The organism is Streptomyces sp. NPDC012474 (assembly GCF_042955185.1).
Taxonomy (GTDB): Bacteria; Actinomycetota; Actinomycetes; order Streptomycetales; family Streptomycetaceae; genus Streptomyces; species Streptomyces cahuitamycinicus.
Map to the genome: position 1 here is coordinate 213,158 of NZ_JBIBEP010000013.1, position 16,365 is coordinate 229,522.

Annotated in this window: 16 protein-coding genes; 11 read left to right on the forward strand and 5 right to left on the reverse strand. The window is 73.2% G+C overall.

Annotation, left to right across the window (positions count from 1 at the left end):
- Window positions 1-55 precede the first annotated feature (55 nt).
- The 3 genes from ACFY9S_RS26950 to ACFY9S_RS26960 form a co-directional block, all read right to left on the reverse strand.
- Complete coding sequence (locus ACFY9S_RS26950; protein ID WP_391132788.1) at window positions 56-730, reverse strand: gamma-glutamyl-gamma-aminobutyrate hydrolase family protein; 675 nt, start codon at window positions 728-730, stop codon at window positions 56-58.
- 36 nt (window positions 731-766) lie between these two features.
- A complete protein-coding gene (gene eat / locus ACFY9S_RS26955; RefSeq protein WP_391132705.1) occupies window positions 767-2,212 on the reverse strand; it encodes an ethanolamine permease in 1,446 nt (481 codons plus the stop codon).
- 153 nt (window positions 2,213-2,365) lie between these two features.
- The gene (locus ACFY9S_RS26960; RefSeq protein ID WP_391132708.1) at window positions 2,366-3,106 is read right to left on the reverse strand and encodes an FCD domain-containing protein; all 741 of its coding nucleotides are present in this window, start codon (window positions 3,104-3,106) and stop codon (window positions 2,366-2,368) included.
- An 84-nt stretch (window positions 3,107-3,190) separates the two neighbouring features.
- Between ACFY9S_RS26960 and ACFY9S_RS26965 the strand changes: the two genes are divergently transcribed.
- From ACFY9S_RS26965 to ACFY9S_RS26980, 4 genes are read left to right on the forward strand one after another with little or no spacing between them, the layout of a single operon-like run.
- Window positions 3,191-4,555, forward strand: a complete 1,365-nt coding sequence (locus tag ACFY9S_RS26965; RefSeq protein WP_391132711.1) for a glutamine synthetase family protein — start codon at window positions 3,191-3,193, stop codon at window positions 4,553-4,555.
- Window positions 4,556-4,563: 8 nt separating this feature from the next.
- Window positions 4,564-5,937 carry an aldehyde dehydrogenase family protein gene (locus ACFY9S_RS26970; RefSeq protein ID WP_391132714.1) on the forward strand — a complete coding sequence of 458 codons (1,374 nt, stop codon included), beginning with the start codon at window positions 4,564-4,566 and terminating at the stop codon, window positions 5,935-5,937.
- Window positions 5,934-6,719, forward strand: coding sequence for a 3-oxoacyl-ACP reductase (locus tag ACFY9S_RS26975; RefSeq protein ID WP_391132715.1), 786 nt, complete (start codon window positions 5,934-5,936; stop codon window positions 6,717-6,719). The genes ACFY9S_RS26970 and ACFY9S_RS26975 overlap by 4 nt, the downstream gene beginning before the upstream one ends.
- 48 nt (window positions 6,720-6,767) lie before the next feature.
- Window positions 6,768-7,667 carry a DUF2510 domain-containing protein gene (locus ACFY9S_RS26980; protein WP_391132791.1) on the forward strand — a complete coding sequence of 300 codons (900 nt, stop codon included), beginning with the start codon at window positions 6,768-6,770 and terminating at the stop codon, window positions 7,665-7,667.
- A gap of 29 nt (window positions 7,668-7,696) precedes the next feature.
- Here ACFY9S_RS26980 and ACFY9S_RS26985 read toward each other — a convergent pair whose 3' ends face one another.
- Window positions 7,697-8,899: an alanine racemase gene (locus tag ACFY9S_RS26985; protein ID WP_391132717.1), complete on the reverse strand. Its 1,203-nt coding sequence runs from the start codon at window positions 8,897-8,899 to the stop codon at window positions 7,697-7,699.
- Window positions 8,900-9,299: 400 nt separating this feature from the next.
- On the opposite strand from ACFY9S_RS26985, the gene ACFY9S_RS26990 reads away from it, so the two are divergent.
- The 3 genes from ACFY9S_RS26990 to ACFY9S_RS27000 all read left to right on the forward strand — a co-directional run bounded on the left by ACFY9S_RS26990 (window position 9,300) and on the right by ACFY9S_RS27000 (window position 13,186).
- Window positions 9,300-11,174, forward strand: coding sequence for a hypothetical protein (locus ACFY9S_RS26990; protein WP_391132719.1), 1,875 nt, complete (start codon window positions 9,300-9,302; stop codon window positions 11,172-11,174).
- Window positions 11,171-12,379, forward strand: a complete 1,209-nt coding sequence (gene mycP, locus ACFY9S_RS26995) for a type VII secretion-associated serine protease mycosin (protein ID WP_391132722.1) — start codon at window positions 11,171-11,173, stop codon at window positions 12,377-12,379. The genes ACFY9S_RS26990 and mycP overlap by 4 nt, the downstream gene beginning before the upstream one ends.
- Before the next feature lie 75 nt (window positions 12,380-12,454).
- The gene (locus ACFY9S_RS27000; RefSeq protein ID WP_391132725.1) at window positions 12,455-13,186 is read left to right on the forward strand and encodes an SseB family protein; all 732 of its coding nucleotides are present in this window, start codon (window positions 12,455-12,457) and stop codon (window positions 13,184-13,186) included.
- A gap of 25 nt (window positions 13,187-13,211) precedes the next feature.
- Here ACFY9S_RS27000 and ACFY9S_RS27005 read toward each other — a convergent pair whose 3' ends face one another.
- Window positions 13,212-13,568 (reverse strand): DUF1844 domain-containing protein, encoded by a 357-nt coding sequence (locus tag ACFY9S_RS27005; RefSeq protein WP_031142026.1) that lies wholly within the window; start codon window positions 13,566-13,568, stop codon window positions 13,212-13,214.
- Between the two features lie 395 nt (window positions 13,569-13,963).
- On the opposite strand from ACFY9S_RS27005, the gene infC reads away from it, so the two are divergent.
- From infC to ACFY9S_RS27025, 4 genes are all read left to right on the forward strand, one after another.
- Window positions 13,964-14,626 carry a translation initiation factor IF-3 gene (infC, locus tag ACFY9S_RS27010; RefSeq protein ID WP_102913429.1) on the forward strand — a complete coding sequence of 221 codons (663 nt, stop codon included), beginning with the start codon at window positions 13,964-13,966 and terminating at the stop codon, window positions 14,624-14,626.
- Window positions 14,627-14,734: 108 nt separating this feature from the next.
- Complete coding sequence (gene rpmI / locus ACFY9S_RS27015) at window positions 14,735-14,929, forward strand: 50S ribosomal protein L35 (protein WP_003977225.1); 195 nt, start codon at window positions 14,735-14,737, stop codon at window positions 14,927-14,929.
- Between the two features lie 100 nt (window positions 14,930-15,029).
- Window positions 15,030-15,413 (forward strand): 50S ribosomal protein L20, encoded by a 384-nt coding sequence (gene rplT, locus ACFY9S_RS27020; protein ID WP_097215629.1) that lies wholly within the window; start codon window positions 15,030-15,032, stop codon window positions 15,411-15,413.
- Between the two features lie 87 nt (window positions 15,414-15,500).
- On the forward strand, window positions 15,501-16,358 hold the full coding sequence (locus ACFY9S_RS27025) for a TrmH family RNA methyltransferase (protein WP_391132729.1): 858 nt from the start codon (window positions 15,501-15,503) through the stop codon (window positions 16,356-16,358).
- The last annotated feature ends 7 nt before the right edge of the window (window positions 16,359-16,365 follow it).

A 16,365-nucleotide genomic window follows, 5' to 3' on the forward strand; every position in this document is an offset into this window, starting at 1 on the left:
TCGCTCCAGCAGCGTCATCCCCAGGGGCACTGCCCTGCCCCTTCGACCGCGGGCTTCAGCCCCTTGCTGCCGCCTCCACCAGCGCCCTCATCACCCGCACGTCCTCCCCCATCTCCGGATGCCACTGCACGCCCAGGACCCAGCCGGACGAGGGGAGTTCCACCGCCTCCACCGTGCCGTCCGCCGCGTACGCCGAGGGGACCAGGCCCTCGCCCAGGCGGTCGACGGCCTGGTGGTGGTACGTCGGGACGAACGACTCCTCCGGCACGACCCCGGCGTACAAACTCCCCGGCACCGGCTTGACGGCATGCCCCCCGAAGACGCCCACGACCTCCGCGTGCCCGTCGATGTGCTGCACGAGCGTGCCCCCGAGAGCGACGTTCAGCAGCTGCATGCCCCGGCAGATCCCCAGCAGGGGCACGCCCGACGCCAGCGCCGCGTCGATCAGCGCCAGCTCCCACGCGTCCCGGTCGGGCGCCGGCGGCCCCGTCCGCTCCTCGCGCTCCGCCCCGTAGCGGACCGGCTCGACGTCCGGCCCGCCCGCGATGACCAGCCCGTCCAGCCGGGCCACGGCCTCGGCGGCCAGCTCCGGGGCGTCGGGCGGCAGCATCGCGGCCAGGCCGCCCGCCCGCTGCACCAGCCTGGGATAGCCGACCGGCAGCAGTGCGGCCTCCAGCTCCCACACGCCCCAGCGCGCCCCGGACTCCAGATAGGTGCTGACCCCGATCAACGGCCTGGCCACGACAACGCCCTCTCCACTCGACAGCTAGTCCCGTGCCAACTCTGCCTCGGCCGCGGCCAGCGCCGCGAACTCCTCCTCCGGCGCCTTCGCCACCAGCCGCTTGCGGCTGTACAGGCCGAAGTAGCCGACGGCCACCGCGTAGACCACGAGCGCGATCAACGCCGCCGTCACGTCCACGAGGAACGTGGCCACCAGCGCCGCGCACGCCAGCACCAGGGCGACCGAGGAGGTCAGGACCCCGCCCGGCGTCCGGTACGGCCGCGGCAGCTCAGGCTCGCGGCGCCGCAGCACGATGTGCGACAGGGACATCAGCGCGTAGGAGATGGTCGCCCCGAAGACCGCGATGTTCAGCATCCGCGCGCCGTTGCCGGAGAGAGCCGCCAGCAGGAAGCCGATCGTGCCGGGCACCAGCAGGCCCAGGTACGGCGCCTTGCGGCGGCTGGTCAGCGACAGGAAGCGCGGCAGGTAGCCCGCCCGGGACAGCGCGAACAGCTGGCGCGAGCCGGCGTAGATCAGGGAGAAGAACGACGCCACCAGGCCGGCCAGGCCCGCGTAGTTCACGATCCGGCTCAGTGTCGTGGCCTCGCCGTTCGGCTGGAGCGCCTCGACCAGCGGGTTGCCCGCCCCCTGGATCGCGTCGGAGCCGCGTGCCCCGGCCGCCGCGAAGAACGTGACCACCGCCAGCACCACCAGGATGCCCATCGACCAGCGGATCGCCTTCGGCAGCGTACGGGCCGGATCCTTCGTCTCCTCGGCGGCCAGCGGTACGCCCTCCACGCCCAGGAAGAACCACATGCCGAACGGGAACGCCGCCCAGATGCCGAGCAGGCCGAACGGCAGCCAGGAACTCGCCCCGGCGTCGGAGGCGTCGACCGGGATGTCGTCCAGCGACGCGAAGGAGAAGTCGGGCAGGGCTGCCAGCGCGAACACGATCAGGGCGACCACGGCGATGCCGGTGACGACGAAGCTGAAGCGCAGCGCCTCGCCCACGCCCCACAGGTGGATGCCGAGGAAGATCGCGAAACAGACCAGGTACATCGGCCAGCCGGACTCCAGCCCGAACAGGCCCAGCGACTCGACGTAGTCGCCGATGAAGATGACGATGGCGGCCGGCGCGAGGACGTACTCGATCAGGATCGCCGTGCCGGTCAGGAAGCCGCCCCACGGGCCGAGCGCCCGCCGGGCGAAGCCGTAGCCGCCGCCGGCCGTGGGCAGGATCGAGGACAGCTCTGCGAGGGCGAAGACCATGCAGGTGTACATGGCGCCCATGAGGACCATGGCGATCGCCAGGCCCCCGAAGCCGCCTTCGGCCAGGCCGAAGTTCCAGCCCGAGTAGTCGCCGGAGACGACGTAGGCGACGCCGAGGCCGGTCAGCAGCACCCAGCCGGCGCTGCCGCGGCGCAGCGCTCTGCGTTCCAGATAGTCGTCGCCCTCCGGGGCGGCGGGTGTGAGAGTGGGTTCCTGGGACATAAGCAGACTCCCGACGGGGCGGCGGCGGTCAGGGGGGGCGAGCGGGCTCCGACTCAATGGAATGGAGCCATACCTTTGCGGTGCCGACCCGGGAAGGCAATACCCCTGCGTTAATCGCCCGTAAATCCTCACCGCGCCACGACAGCGCCCGGCTCAGCCGAGGAACCCCCGCAGCAGCGCCGCCGTGCCCCCGCAGTGCTCGCGCATGATCTCCCGCGCCTGGTCGGCCTCGCCCTCGATCACCGCCTCCACCAGGGCGGTGTGCTGCCGCTGGGAGTGCTCCAGGTTGCGCACCAGCAGCGGGATGCAGTCGAGCAGGTCGTTGACCCTCGCGCGGACGGCCGCGTACTGGGCGGTGAGCGTGGGGGAGCCGGACAGCTCGGCGATCGTGAGGTGCAACAGCGTGTCCAGGCGGCGGTAGTCGGCGAGCGGCGCGTCGTGTGTGCGGGCCAGGGCCTCACGGAGCCGGCCGGCCTGCCTCCGCTCCAGCCCGTGCGCCGCGCACAGCCCGGCCGCGCCCACCTCCAGCACCTCCCGGAAGCGCAGCACGTCCTCTATGTCGACCTCGGCGATCCGGCGCCGCAGCTCGTCCTCCCCGACGGCGTCGGCCCGCGGCAGCACGAACGTGCCGCCGTACCGGCCGCGCCGCGACTCGACCAGACCCTGGTCCTGGAGGACCTTCAGCACCTCGCGCAGCGTCACCCGGCTGATCCCCAGCCGGTCCGCCAGCTCCCGCTCGGCCGGCAGCCGCTCGCCTCCGGGCACCAGCCCCAGCCGTACGACCTGCAGGATCTGCTCCAGCGCCTCCTCGAAGCCGTTGCCCGCGCGCACCGGCCGCAGCACCGGCGTCAGCCCGTCGCGCTCCACCCCGCCGCCGTCAGCTTCCTCCGGCATGTGGCCGCACCCCCTTCCCAAGCAATGGTTCTCCGCAATACCTTATGGCTCCCGGCGGACCCAAGGAGCCTAGGAGGCCCTCCCGTGGCAGACCGCACACCCCCGCTGAGCGTCGAGGAGCTGCACACCCTCGTCGCCGGCGGTGAGATCGACACTGTCGTCCTGGCCTTCCCCGACATGCAAGGGCGGCTCCAGGGCAAGCGGTTCGCCGCACGCTTCTTCCTCGACGAGGTCCTCGAGCACGGCACCGAGGGCTGCAACTACCTGCTCGCCGTCGACACCGAGATGAACACCGTCGACGGCTACGCCATGTCCTCCTGGGACCGCGGCTACGGCGACTTCGCCATGCGCCCCGACCTCGCCACCCTGCGCCGCGTCCCCTGGAACGAGGGCACGGCCATGCTCCACGCCGACCTCGCCTGGAGCGACGGCTCCCCGGTCGTCGCCGCCCCGCGCCAGATCCTGCGCCGCCAGCTGGAGCGCCTGGCCGAGCTCGGCTACACCGCCCAGGTCGGCACCGAGCTGGAGTTCATCGTCTTCAAGGACACCTACGAACAGGCCTGGGACTCCGGTTACAAGGGCCTCACCCCCGCCAACCAGTACAACATCGACTACTCGGTCCTCGGCACCGGCCGCATCGAACCCCTGCTGCGCCGCATCCGCAACGAGATGGCCGGCGCCGGCCTCACCGTCGAGTGCGCCAAGGGCGAGTGCAACCCCGGCCAGCACGAGATCGCCTTCCGCTACGACGAGGCCCTCGTCACCTGCGACCAGCACTCCGTCTACAAGACCGGCGCCAAGGAGATCGCCGCCCAGGAGGGCATGTCGATCACCTTCATGGCCAAGTACAACGAGCGCGAGGGCAACTCCTGCCACATCCACCTCTCGCTCGCCGAAGCCGACGGCACCAACGCCATGGCCGGCGACCTCGAAGGCGGCATGTCCGAGGTCATGCGCCACTTCCTGGCCGGCCAGCTCGCCGCCCTGCGCGACTTCTCCCTCCTCTATGCCCCCAACATCAACTCCTACAAGCGGTTCCAGCCCGGCTCCTTCGCCCCGACGGCCGTCGCCTGGGGCCAGGACAACCGCACCTGCGCGCTGCGCGTGGTCGGCCACGGCCGCTCCCTGCGCTTCGAGAACCGCCTGCCCGGCGGCGACGTCAACCCCTATCTCGCCGTCGCCGGACTGGTCGCGGCCGGACTGCACGGCATCGAGCAGAAGCTCGAACTGCCCGAGCCCTGCCCCGGCAACGCCTACGCCGCCGACCTGGACCATGTCCCCACCACCCTGCGCGAGGCCGCCGAGCTCTGGGAGAACAGCACCGTCGCGCAGGCCGCCTTCGGCGACGAGGTCGTCGCCCACTACCGCAACATGGCGCGCGTCGAACTGGACGCCTACGACGCCGCGGTGACCGACTGGGAGCTGCGCCGCTCCTTCGAACGCCTGTGAGGTCCCTCTTGTCTTCCGAGCACCTTCTGGAAGTACTCAACCCCGCGACCGAGGAGGTCGTCGCGGCCGTCGCCGGGGCGAGTCCCGCCGACGTCGACGCGGCCGTCACCCACGCCGCCAGGGCTCAGCGCATCTGGGCCGCCCTCGCGCCCGGGGACCGCGCCCGGCTGCTGCGCCGCTTCGCGGCCACCGTCGACCAGCACCTGGAGGAACTGGGCCGGCTGGAGGTCCGCGAAGCCGGGCACCTCATCGGCAACGCCCGCTGGGAGGCCGGCAACGTCCGCGACCTGCTGGACTACGCCGCCGGGGGAGTGGAGCGGCTCACCGGCCGGCAGATCCCGGTGCCCGGCGGCCTGAACGTCACGATCCTCGAACCGCTCGGCGTCGTCGGCGTGATCGCGCCCTGGAACTTCCCCCTGCCGATCGCCGCCTGGGGCACCGCTCCCGCCCTCGCGGCCGGCAACGCCGTCATCCTCAAGCCTGCCGAGACCACCCCGCTCACCGCCCTGCGCCTCGCCGAACTCGCCCTGGAGGCCGGGCTCCCGGAGCACCTCTTCCAGGTCCTGCCGGGACGCGGGGACATCACCGGCGACGCCCTGGTCCGGCACCCCGGAGTCGCCAAGATCGTCTTCACCGGCTCCACCCGGACCGGGACGCGCGTCGCGGCCCTCGGCGCCGAGCAGGTCAAGCCCGTCACCCTCGAACTGGGCGGCAAGAGCCCCAACATCGTCTTCGCCGACACCGACCTCAAGACCGCCGTCGACCCCTTCTCCTTCCTGGACAACTCCGGCCAGGACTGCTGCGCCCGCACCCGCTTCCTGGTCCAGGAGTCCGTCTACGACGAGGTCCGCGAGCTGCTCGCCGAGGCGCTGGAAGCCGTGGTGGTGGGTGACCCGGCCGACGAGAAGACCCAGATGGGCCCGCTGATCTCCCGGCAGCAGCTGGACCGCGTCCGGAGCTTCGTGCCCGACGACGCCCCGGCCCTGCGCGGCAGCGCCCCCGAGGGACCCGGCTTCTGGTTCCCGCCGACCGTCCTCACCGGGGAGAGCCCCGACTCGCCCGCCGCCTGCGAGGAGATCTTCGGCCCCGTCGCCGTCCTCCTGCCGTTCACCGACGAGCAGGACGCGATCCGCCTGGCCAACGACACCCCCTACGGCCTCTCCGGCTCCATCTGGACCCGGGACGTCGGCCGGGCCCTGCGCGTCTCCCAGGCCGTCCGCGCCGGGAACCTGTCCGTCAACTCCCACGCCAGCGTCCGCTACTGGACGCCGTTCGGCGGCTACAAGCAGTCCGGTGTCGGGCGCGAGCTCGGCCCCGACGCCCTGGCCGCCTTCACCGAAACCAAGAACGTCTTCATCAGCACGGAGGGCCCCGCACAGTGACTGCCCAGGAAAACTTCTGCCGCCGCCTGGTCGGCCGCACCGCCGTCGTCACCGGAGCCGGCAGCGGCATCGGCCTCGCCGCCGCCCGCCGCCTCGCCTCCGAGGGCGCCCACATCGTCTGCGGCGACGTCGACGACACCCGCGGCAAGGCCGCCGCCGAGGAGACCGGCGGCACCTTCGTGAAGGTCGACGTGACCGACCCCGAGCAGGTCGAGGCCCTCTTCAAGACCGCCTACGACACCTACGGCAGCGTCGACATCGCCTTCAACAACGCCGGCATCTCCCCGCCCGACGACGACTCCATCCTGGAGACGGGCCTCGAGGCCTGGAAGCGCGTCCAGGAGGTCAACCTCACCTCCGTCTATCTGTGCTGCAAGGCCGCCATCCCCTACATGCGGCGCCAGGGCCGGGGCTCCATCATCAACACGGCGTCCTTCGTCGCCAGGATGGGCGCGGCCACGTCGCAGATCTCGTACACGGCCTCCAAGGGCGGCGTCCTCGCCATGTCCCGTGAACTGGGCGTGCAGTTCGCCCGCGAGGGCATCCGCGTGAACGCCCTGTGCCCCGGCCCGGTCAACACCCCGCTCCTCCAGGAACTGTTCGCCAAGGACCCCGAGCGGGCCGCGCGCCGCCTGGTGCACATCCCACTGGGCCGGTTCGCCGAGGCCGAGGAGATCGCCGCCGCCGTGGCCTTCCTGGCCAGCGACGACTCCTCCTTCGTCAACGCCACCGACTTCCTGGTCGACGGCGGGATCGCCGGGGCGTACGTCACACCCCTGTAGGCGAGTGCCCGCACGGTCCGGGTCGCGCCCTACAGTGCCGGGATGAGCATGACGCCGCCGCCCGGCTGGTATCCCGACCCGCACGCCCCGCACCTGCAGCGCTGGTGGGACGGCACGGCCTGGACCGCACACCACCGCGCGACCGAGGCCACCGCCGCCCCGCCACCGGGCGGCGGCACCGGCCGGACGAAGGCGGTCGCCCTGACCGCCGCCGGCGCCGTCCTGGTCGCGGTGATCGTCACCGGAGCCGTGGCCCTCGGCGGGGGCGACGGCGGCGGCACGGAGACCAGGACGGCCCCGACCTCCGCGCCCGGATCCACGCCCGGCTCGCCGGAGCCGACCCCCGAGGCGTCCACGTCACAACCGTCCGCGGACGACCCCGCGGTCGTCGAGGACCAGCTCAACGGCATCACGTTCCCGCTGCGCGACGGCTGGGTCCGCCCGCAGCACGTCGCCCAGGACGACGTCGTCATGACGACCGACGGCACCTACGACTGCCCGGCCGGCGTCGGCCTGTGCCGCCACGGCATGGTCTTCTCCCGCACGGTGACCGAGAACGACGAGAAGTCCCCCGAGGCCCTCGCCAAGGCGGACATCTCCGAGGCCGCCGACGAGGCCTACGACCGCGACCGGCTCGACCGCGAGCTCTACGGCGGCCTGGAGTCGCACCAGGTCGTCAAGTCCGGGCCGGTCGCGGTGGCGGGCCGCGCCGGGTACCTCGTGCGCTGGCGCGTCAAGACCGCCAAGGGCCCCGGCGGCTACGTGCAGTCGCTCGTCTTCCCCTCCAGCGTCGGCACCGAGTCACCCGTCCTCGTCCGGTACGTCTTCGACGCCGGCGAGGACGGACCGCCACTCGCCGACATGGACCGCATCACCAAGGGCATCCGCCCGGTCGGCGACGCGGACACGGGCGGCGGCGTCGGCAGCAGCATCGGTCCGACGGACTGACGCCACAGGCCCCCAGGCCCTCTACAGGCCTACAGGAACGTGTGGCCCTCGCCGCGGTAGGTCGGCACGGTCGCCGTCACGGCGTCGCCCTCGATCAGGTGCAGCCGGTCGAACCGCTCGCACAGCTCCCCGGCCTTCGCGTGCCGGAACCACACCTTGTCCCCGATCAGCAGGTCGTCGGCGGGCGAGCCCAGCAGCGGCGTCTGCACCTCACCGGCACCCTCCTGCGGGTCGTAGCGCAGGCCCTCGGGCAGATACGGCACGGGCGACCGGTCGGCCCCCGCCGCGCCGGAGGCGGGATAGCCACCGCCGAGGACCGTCACGACCCCGACCCCCGGCCGCCGTACCACGGGCTGGGCGAACAGGGCCGACGGACGGCCGCTGAACGACGTGTAGTTGTCGAACAGGCGCGGCACGTACAGCCCCGACCCGGCGGCGATCTCGGTCACCGCGTCCTCGGCCGCCGTGTGCTGCACCGAGCCGGTGCCGCCGCCGTTCACGAACTCCAGACCCGGCACGACGGCCCGCACCGCGCGCACCACCTCCGCACGCCGCGCGGCGAGTTCACGCTTGGCGGCCGCCTGCATCAGCCGGATCGCGCGGGACCGCAGCGGACGCCCCGCCACCGCGTCCCCGACACCGGCGACATGCCCCTCGTACGCCATGATCCCCACGACCTCGAAGCCGGGCCGCCGGGACACCGCCCGCGCCACGTCGGCGACCTGGGCGGCGGAGTGCAGCGGCGAACGCAGGGCCCCGACCCGGACCCGTCCGCCGAGCAGCTTCAGGGACGTGTCCAACTCCAGGCACACCCGCACCACTTCACGCCCGCCGCCCCGGGAGGCGTCGATCAGGTCCAGCTGGGCGACGTCGTCGACCATCACGGTCACGGCGGCGGCGAGCTTGGGGTCACCGGCCAGTTCGGCGTACGCCGCGCGGTCGGCGGACGGATAGGCGAGCAGCACGTCCTCGAACCCGGAACGGGCCAGCCACAGCGACTCGGCCAGGGTGAACGACATGATCCCCGCGAAGCCGTCCCGGGCCAGGACGCGCTCCAGCAGCGCCCGGCAGCGCACGGATTTGCTGGCGACCCGGATCGGCTTGCCCTCGGCACGTCGGACCAGATCGGCGGCGTTGGCGTCGAAAGCCTCCAGGTCCACGATCGCGAGGGGGGCATCGAGATGGGCGGTGGCCCGGTCGTATCGGGCCCGGTCGGCGGCGCGCGCAGTCATGAACGCAGCCTGCCAGACGGGATTACCGCGGGGTAGGGGGACGTTCCGGGCAGATGCCCCGGCGTTGCGGACTGGTTCCCGTTCGCCCAGGAACAAGCCGTAGAGTGACGCGAACGTACGACGGACGCCGCCGGCCGGGGATCTCCGCCGGGATGACGCTCCGTTCGTACGGGTATGTGTGCTCGGGACGATTCCGTACCGGGCCTCGGGCAGGACGCCAACGGCCCGCGCGAGACGAGCGGCCCGGGCATGAGGAAACGGGGGGTGCATGAGCACGGAAGCGCCACGCGCCTCCTTCCCCCCACCCCCCGCCACGCCCCCGCGTCCGTCGCACCCCCCGGCCCCGCCGGAAGCGCCGACGGCGGATGAGCGGGACACCCCGGGCAGCACGTCCGCTCCTGTGGCGGGACCGGCAGCCACCCCGGACGGCCCGTCCTCCGCCAGGTCGAACGGCCGCCCCCGCTTCCCGTCGCTCGGGGCCACGAACGTCGGCCCCGCCGCACCCCGGCGCACCGAGCCCGCCGCCCCGCCCCCACCCCACGCCTCGACCCGCTTCCCGGACGCGCGGCCCAGCGCCGGCCGCGAGACTCGTGCTGCCTCGGACCGGCCGTCGGGTGTCGGCGGTGAGACCGGCTTCGGCTCGGACCGGCCGCCCCGCGCCTCCACTCGTGTCCCCGAGGCGCAGTCCGGCGTCGGCCGCGAGACTCGTGCTGCCTCGGACCGGCCGTCGGGCGTCGGCCGCGAGACCCGCCCCGGCTCGGGTCGGCTGTCCGGCCCAGGCGGTGCGACCGGCTTCGGCTCGGACCGGCCGTCGGGTGTCGGCGGTGCGACCGGCTTCGGCTCGGACCGGCCGTCGGGTGTCGGCGGTGCGACCGGCTTCGGCTCGGACCGGCCGTCGGGCGTCGGCCGTGAGACCCGCCCCGGCTCGGACCGGCCGTCCACCTCCCCGGCACCCGGCACACCCGACACTCCTCCGCCGCCGCGTCACCTTCCCACGCCGGGCTTCTCCGGCCGGGCGGGGCGTCCGGACGCCCCGGAGGGGTCCTCGCCGGAGACGCCCGGCCGGCCCTTCCGCCTAGCCGCCCCCGGCGGTTCCGGTGCTCCGGCCGGAGCACCGTCGGACACGCTCGGCCGGCCGTTCCGGCTCCCCCCGCCCCGCCGTACCGGCGCCCCCGGCGAGAACACGTCCGAGACGACCGCCCGCCTTCGCCCGGTCCCCGCCGACCCGGCACCGGACAAGCCCGCCGGGCCCTTCGCCCGCCCTGCCGCCTCGGGGGTGACGGCAGCCCGCCCCGCCGCTCCGCCGCGCCCCGCACACGAGCCGCAGGGGACGGCAGCGGCCCGTCCCGCAACCCCGCCGCGCCCCGCACACGAGCCGCAGGCCCCCTCCGCCCCACCGCACCGGGGCCCGGCCCCGGTCTCTCCCGACCCCGCCCTCTCCTGGAGCGCCACGCGCCCCATGGTGTCGTTCGGTGAACCCGAGGGGTACGACGCCGACGCCCGGCCCCGGCCGCTCGGCCGGCGCGGGGCGCCGCAGGCCGCCGCTGCCGCCGTCTGCCTCGTACTCGGAATGGGACTCATCTCGGGTGCGCTCACCGGCAGCTGGCTCGTCGGCGGCTCGGGGGAGGAGGGCACGCCCAGCACCTTCGCCGCGGCCGGAAGCCTCTGGCACAGTGTCCCGGTCGACCAGCTCTTCCCGCCCACCGTGCAGGGCCGGGGCGCCGGCCCCGGCGGAGCCGACCGCACCTGGACCCGCATCGCCGTCGCCCCGGACAGCGGCTGCAAGAACGCCTTCGACCCGCTGCTGCGCAAGGCTCTCGCCCCCGTCGGCTGCGAACGCCTCCTGCGCGCCACCTACACCGACGCCACCGAGAGCTACGTGACCACCGTCGGCCTGCTCTTCACCACCGCCGACGCCCCCGGCATGACCGCCCTCGCGAACCGTTTCCGCAAGGAGCGCCTGGACCGCCGCAGCGACCTGATGCCCCTGCCGTACGCCGCGAAGGGCACGCTCGCCGCCGGCTTCGGCGCCGGCCAGCGCGCGTCCTGGACCGTCTCCGTGCTCACCGAGGCCCCGGTCGTCGTCTACGCCGTCTCCGGCTGGGCCGACGGCCGTACCGTCGACGACCCGCAGCCCGCCGAGGACGCCCTGGAGGCCGACGCCACCACCGCCGCCGCGCAGGCAGGCCTCGGCAACGAGGCGCAGGGCCTCGCCGACCGCGTCGAACGCGACTTCCGCAGAAACGTCCGCTCGGCCTCGGAGCAGCCCTCGTGACCGCCACGCACCCCCCGGCCGGGAAACGCCCCCGCAGGCCGTCCCGCAGGGCCGCCGCCCTCGGCGTCCTGCTCACCGCCGGTCTCGTCCTCCTCCCCGCCGCCACCGCGCACGCCGACGGCATCCGCGCCCAGCAGTGGGCCCTGGAGGCCATGCACACCGAGGAGGCCTGGCAGACCACCAAGGGCCGGGGCGTCACCGTCGCCGTCCTGGACACCGGCGTCGAGGAGGACCACCCCGACCTGGCAGGCAACGTCCTGCCCGGCAAGGATCTGATCGGCTTCGGAGCCGAACCCGGCGACCGCGCCTGGGCCCGGCACGGCACCGCCATGGCCGGCATCATCGCCGGTCACGGACATGGCCCCGGCGACACCGAAGGCGTCCTCGGTATCGCCCCGGAGGCGCAGATCCTTCCGGTCCGCGTGATCCTGGAGGACGGCGACCCCTCCCGGGCCAAGGCCCGCAGCACGCGCGGCAACGCCCTCGCCGAGGGCATCCGCTGGGCCGCCGACCACGGCGCCGACGTCATCAACCTCTCCCTCGGCGACGACTCCGCCTCCGCGCACCCCGAACCCGGCGAGGACCAGGCCATCCAGTACGCCCTGAAGAAGGGTGTCGTCGTGGTCGCCTCCGCCGGCAACGGCGGCGAGAAGGGCGACCACATCTCCTACCCGGCCGCCTACCCGGGCGTCATCGCCGTCACGGCCGTCGACCGCGCCGGCACGCGTGCCTCCTTCTCCACCCGCCGCTGGTACGCCACGGTCAGCGCCCCCGGCGTCGACGTCGTCATCGCCGACCCCGACCACAAGTACTACGAGGGATGGGGCACCAGCGCCGCCGCGGCCTTCGTCTCCGGCGCCGCCGCCCTGGTCAAGGCCGCCCACCCCGGTCTCGCCCCGGCCCAGATCAAGACGCTGCTGGAGGACACCGCCCGCAACACCCCGGCCGGGGGCCGCGACGACTCCCGCGGCTTCGGCTTCGTCGACCCGGCCGCCGCCATCGAGGCCGCTCGCCGGATCGAGCCGGAGGGCCTGCAGTCGGCCTCCTACGGTGCCAAGTACTTCGGCAGCGGACCGGACGCCGACGCCTCCGGCGACGGCACCGCCGACTGGGCCGCACCCCTCGCGGGCGGCTCCGGCGGCGTCCTGCTGGTCGCGGCGGTCGTCCTGTGGCGCGGCCGCCGCACCGGCCGTGAGGACTTCTGAGCCCCTGCGGGGAACGCACCGCCCGGCCGACAGGGACCGGCGGGGAGCGCACCGCCCGGCCGATAGGGTCGACGCGTGGCGAACAAGAACATCCCGGACTCCGGCTTCTCCGACGACGACGGCTCCGCCGACCCCCGGCTGAGCGCGGCGCTCACCGCCTGGTCCGCGGACCGGGGCGCCGTGGGTGAGGTCCTGGCCGCCCTGAGGGACGCCCGGCTGCTCGTCCCGGTCGTCGCCGTGCTCGGCGAGGTCGAGGAGGACGAGCGGGGACTGCGCCGCGAGAAGACCAGCGACATGGCGGTCCCCACCCTGAAGGCCGGCGACCGCACGGCCCTGCCCGCCTTCACCTCCACGGACTCCCTCGCCCGCTGGGATCCCGAGGCCCGCCCCGTCGCCGTACCGCTGCACCAGGCCCTGCAGGCCGCCGCGCACGAGAAGGCCGACACGGTCGTGCTCGACATGGCCGGACCGGTGCCCTTCGAGCTGACCGGCCCCGCGCTGCTGTCGCTCGCCGAGGGCCGCACCACCACGGACCCGCTGGCCGACCCGGCTGTCGTGGACGCCGTGCGCTCCGTGGTCGCCGACGTGCGCGCCGTGGTCAGGGCCTACCTCGGCCCCGGCCGGGCCGACGGCATCCTCGCCCTGGTCTTCGAGCCGGCCGTGCCGCACGAGGCCGGCGTCCACGCGGTCGCGCGCCGCCTCGCCGCCGACGAGACGCTGAGGGCCCGCCTGGTGCACGGCCTCGACCTGGCAGTCCTGCCGGCCGGGGCGACGCCGCCGGGCGAGCCCTTGTACGTACGCGGATGATGCGTACGCGGATGAAGCGGATGAACTAGCCGTAGACCGGGCCCGTGTACTTCTCGCCCGGCCCCTGGCCCGGCTCGTCCGGGACGAGCGAGGCCTCGCGGAACGCCAGCTGGAGCGACTTCAGACCGTCGCGCAGGGGCGCCGCGTGGAAGGAGCTGATCTCGGTCGCCGTGGCGTCCAGCAGACCGGCAAGGGCGTGGACCAGCTTGCGGGCCTCGTCCAGGTCCTTGTGCTCCTCGCCCTCCTCGGTCAGACCGAGCTTCACGGCGGCGGCGCTCATCAGGTTGACGGCGACCGTCACGATCACCTCGACCGCCGGGACCTCGGCGATGTCGCGGGCCATGGCGTCGAAGTCGGGGGACTCAGGAGGGGTCTCACTCATGCCCACACGATAGGCGCAGGGAGCGGGTGCTCCCCACGTGCCCCCGGCCCGCCCCGATTGGCTGTCGCCTGCCGATACTGGTAGCCTCGTGTAACGACCGGTCGGACACGTGTGCCTCACAGCCCGCGGGCCCGGCCCACAAGTGGAGGCTTTCGAACTCCCACCCGATCACCCTCAGGGCGGCGGGTCACCGGTCAGACGGCCCCGTCCCAGCGGCGGGTGATCCGTCCGAAAGCGCGCCCCGCGGCTTCCCGCGGCGGTGCTCCGGTAGTTCGAGGAGCCCCGCCTGGGATCGTCCGGGGCATTTTTGTTGCTTCGGCGCGGTTAGGTCTATCGATCACAGACGTTACGCGGCCGTCCGCCAGACCGCCGCGTGGTGCTACCGAGGAGGATCCATCAGCGCCGAGCCCCGCATCAACGACCGGATTCGCGTTCCAGAGGTGCGACTTGTCGGTCCCAGTGGCGAGCAGGTGGGCATCGTCCCCCTGGCCAAGGCACTGGAGCTTGCGCAGGAGTACGACCTGGACCTGGTCGAGGTGGCGGCGACCGCCCGTCCGCCTGTGTGCAAGCTCATGGACTACGGGAAGTTCAAGTACGAGTCGGCCATGAAGGCCCGTGAGGCGCGCAAGAACCAGGCGCACACGGTCATCAAGGAGATGAAGCTCCGGCCGAAGATCGACCCGCACGACTATGACACCAAGAAGGGTCACGTCGTTCGGTTCCTCAAGCAGGGCGACAAGGTCAAGATCACGATCATGTTCCGTGGTCGCGAGCAGTCCCGGCCCGAGCTGGGCTACCGGCTGCTGCAGCGTCTCGCGGAGGACGTGGCCGACCTCGGGTTCGTGGAGTCGAACCCGAAGCAGGACGGCCGCAACATGATCATGGTTCTCGGTCCGCACAAGAAGAAGACCGAGGCGATGGCCGAGGCTCGCCAGGCGCAGGAAGCCCGCAAGGCGGAAGCGAAGGCCAACCCCGGCAAGTCGCAGAACGCCGCGGAAGCCGACGCGGACGCCGAGACGATGGCCGAGGCGCCGGCTGAGGAGCCCGCCGAGGCGTGACTCCCCGGGACGCCAGTCCCAGGAAGCAACCGATACAAGACGACGCTCCACCGTGCCCGGTTTAGCGACCGGGCACCGGAGTGCCGACGACGAGGAGAGAACGGCGCTATGCCGAAGAACAAGTCGCACAGCGGTGCCAGCAAGCGCTTCAAGATCACCGGCTCCGGCAAGGTGCTGCGCGAGCGCGCCGGCAAGCGCCACCTGCTCGAGCACAAGTCGTCCCGTGTGACGCGTCGCCTCACCGGCAACGCCGAGATGGCCCCGGGCGACGCCGCGAAGATCAAGAAGCTTCTCGGCAAGTGACGTCCCGGCGCGTGAGCGCCGTACAGGACGCCGGACCGGGACCCAATCGATTCCGGGTCGTGTGAGCACCCCCCACGGCCCCGCTGCAAGGAGTTAACAAGTGGCACGCGTCAAGCGGGCAGTCAACGCCCACAAGAAGCGCCGGGCGATCCTCGAGCAGGCCTCCGGCTACCGCGGTCAGCGCTCGCGCCTTTACCGCAAGGCCAAGGAGCAGGTCACCCACTCGCTGGTCTACAACTACAACGACCGCAAGAAGCGCAAGGGCGACTTCCGTCAGCTGTGGATCCAGCGCATCAACGCCGCTGCCCGCGCCAACGGCATGACCTACAACCGCTTCATCCAGGGTCTGAAGGCCGCGAACATCGAGGTCGACCGCAAGATCCTGGCCGAGCTGGCCGTCAACGACGCCGGTGCGTTCGCCGCGCTCATCGAGGTCGCCCAGAAGGCGCTGCCGAGCGACGTCAACGCGCCGAAGGCCGCGTGACGCCGGCTCAGAGCCGATGTGACTGAAGGACCCGCAGGCCGGACGGTCTGCGGGTCCTGCTGTGTAGCCACCGAGAAAGCGAACAGGATGCCTGCCACCCCCGAGCTCGTCTCCCCCCGCTCCCCCCGCGTCCTGGCCGCGCGGCGGCTGGCCAAGCGGAACTTCCGGGGGAAGGACCGGCTGTTCCTGGCGGAGGGGCCGCAGGCCGTCCGGGAGGCCGCCGGGCACCGGACCGCGGACGCGGCCACGCTCGTGGAGCTGTTCACGACGCTGGAGGCCGCCGAGCGCTACGCCGACATCGTCGGGGCCGCCCGGGACGCCGGAGCCAGGGTGCACCTCGCCGCCGAGCAGGTCATCGCCGACATCTCCACCACCGTCACCCCGCAGGGCCTCGTCGGCGTCTGCCGGTTCCTGGACACGCCCTTCGAGGAGGTCCTCGCGGCCCGTCCCCGGCTCGTCGCGCTCCTCGCCAACGTCCGTGACCCGGGCAACGCCGGGACCGTGCTGCGCTGCGCCGACGCCGCCGGTGCCGAGGCCGTCGTCCTGACCGACGCCTCCGTCGACGTGTACAACCCCAAGGCCGTCCGCGCCTCCGTCGGCTCCCTGTTCCACCTGCCCGTCGCCGTCGGCGTCCCCGTGGAGCAGGCCGTGGACGGACTGCGGGACGCCGGTGTCCGGATTCTCGCCGCCGACGGGGCCGGCGACCGCGACCTCGACGACGAGCTCGACAAGGGCACCATGGGCGGGCCGACCGCCTGGGTCTTCGGCAACGAGGCCTGGGGCCTGCCGGAGGAGACCCGTGCCCTCACCGACGCCGTCGTCCGTGTCCCGATCCACGGGAAGGCCGAGAGTCTGAACCTCGCCACCGCGGCCGCCGTATGTCTCTACGCGTCGGCGCGTGCACAGCGCGCCTCCGGAGGGTGCCGCTCCGTCACCGGGAACTAGTAGGGTG

Excerpts from the sequence above, each read along its gene's own strand:
- ACFY9S_RS26985 (WP_391132717.1), bottom strand. The coding sequence starts at position 8,899 with ATGACTGCGCGCGCCGCCGACCGGGCCCGATACGACCGGGCCACCGCC.
- ACFY9S_RS27025 (WP_391132729.1), top strand. The coding sequence starts at position 15,501 with ATGCCTGCCACCCCCGAGCTCGTCTCCCCCCGCTCCCCCCGCGTCCTG.
- eat (WP_391132705.1), bottom strand. The coding sequence starts at position 2,212 with ATGTCCCAGGAACCCACTCTCACACCCGCCGCCCCGGAGGGCGACGAC.
- ACFY9S_RS26980 (WP_391132791.1), top strand. The coding sequence starts at position 6,768 with ATGACGCCGCCGCCCGGCTGGTATCCCGACCCGCACGCCCCGCACCTG.
- ACFY9S_RS27005 (WP_031142026.1), bottom strand. The coding sequence starts at position 13,568 with ATGAGTGAGACCCCTCCTGAGTCCCCCGACTTCGACGCCATGGCCCGC.
- rpmI (WP_003977225.1), top strand. The coding sequence starts at position 14,735 with ATGCCGAAGAACAAGTCGCACAGCGGTGCCAGCAAGCGCTTCAAGATC.
- ACFY9S_RS26960 (WP_391132708.1), bottom strand. The coding sequence starts at position 3,106 with ATGCCGGAGGAAGCTGACGGCGGCGGGGTGGAGCGCGACGGGCTGACG.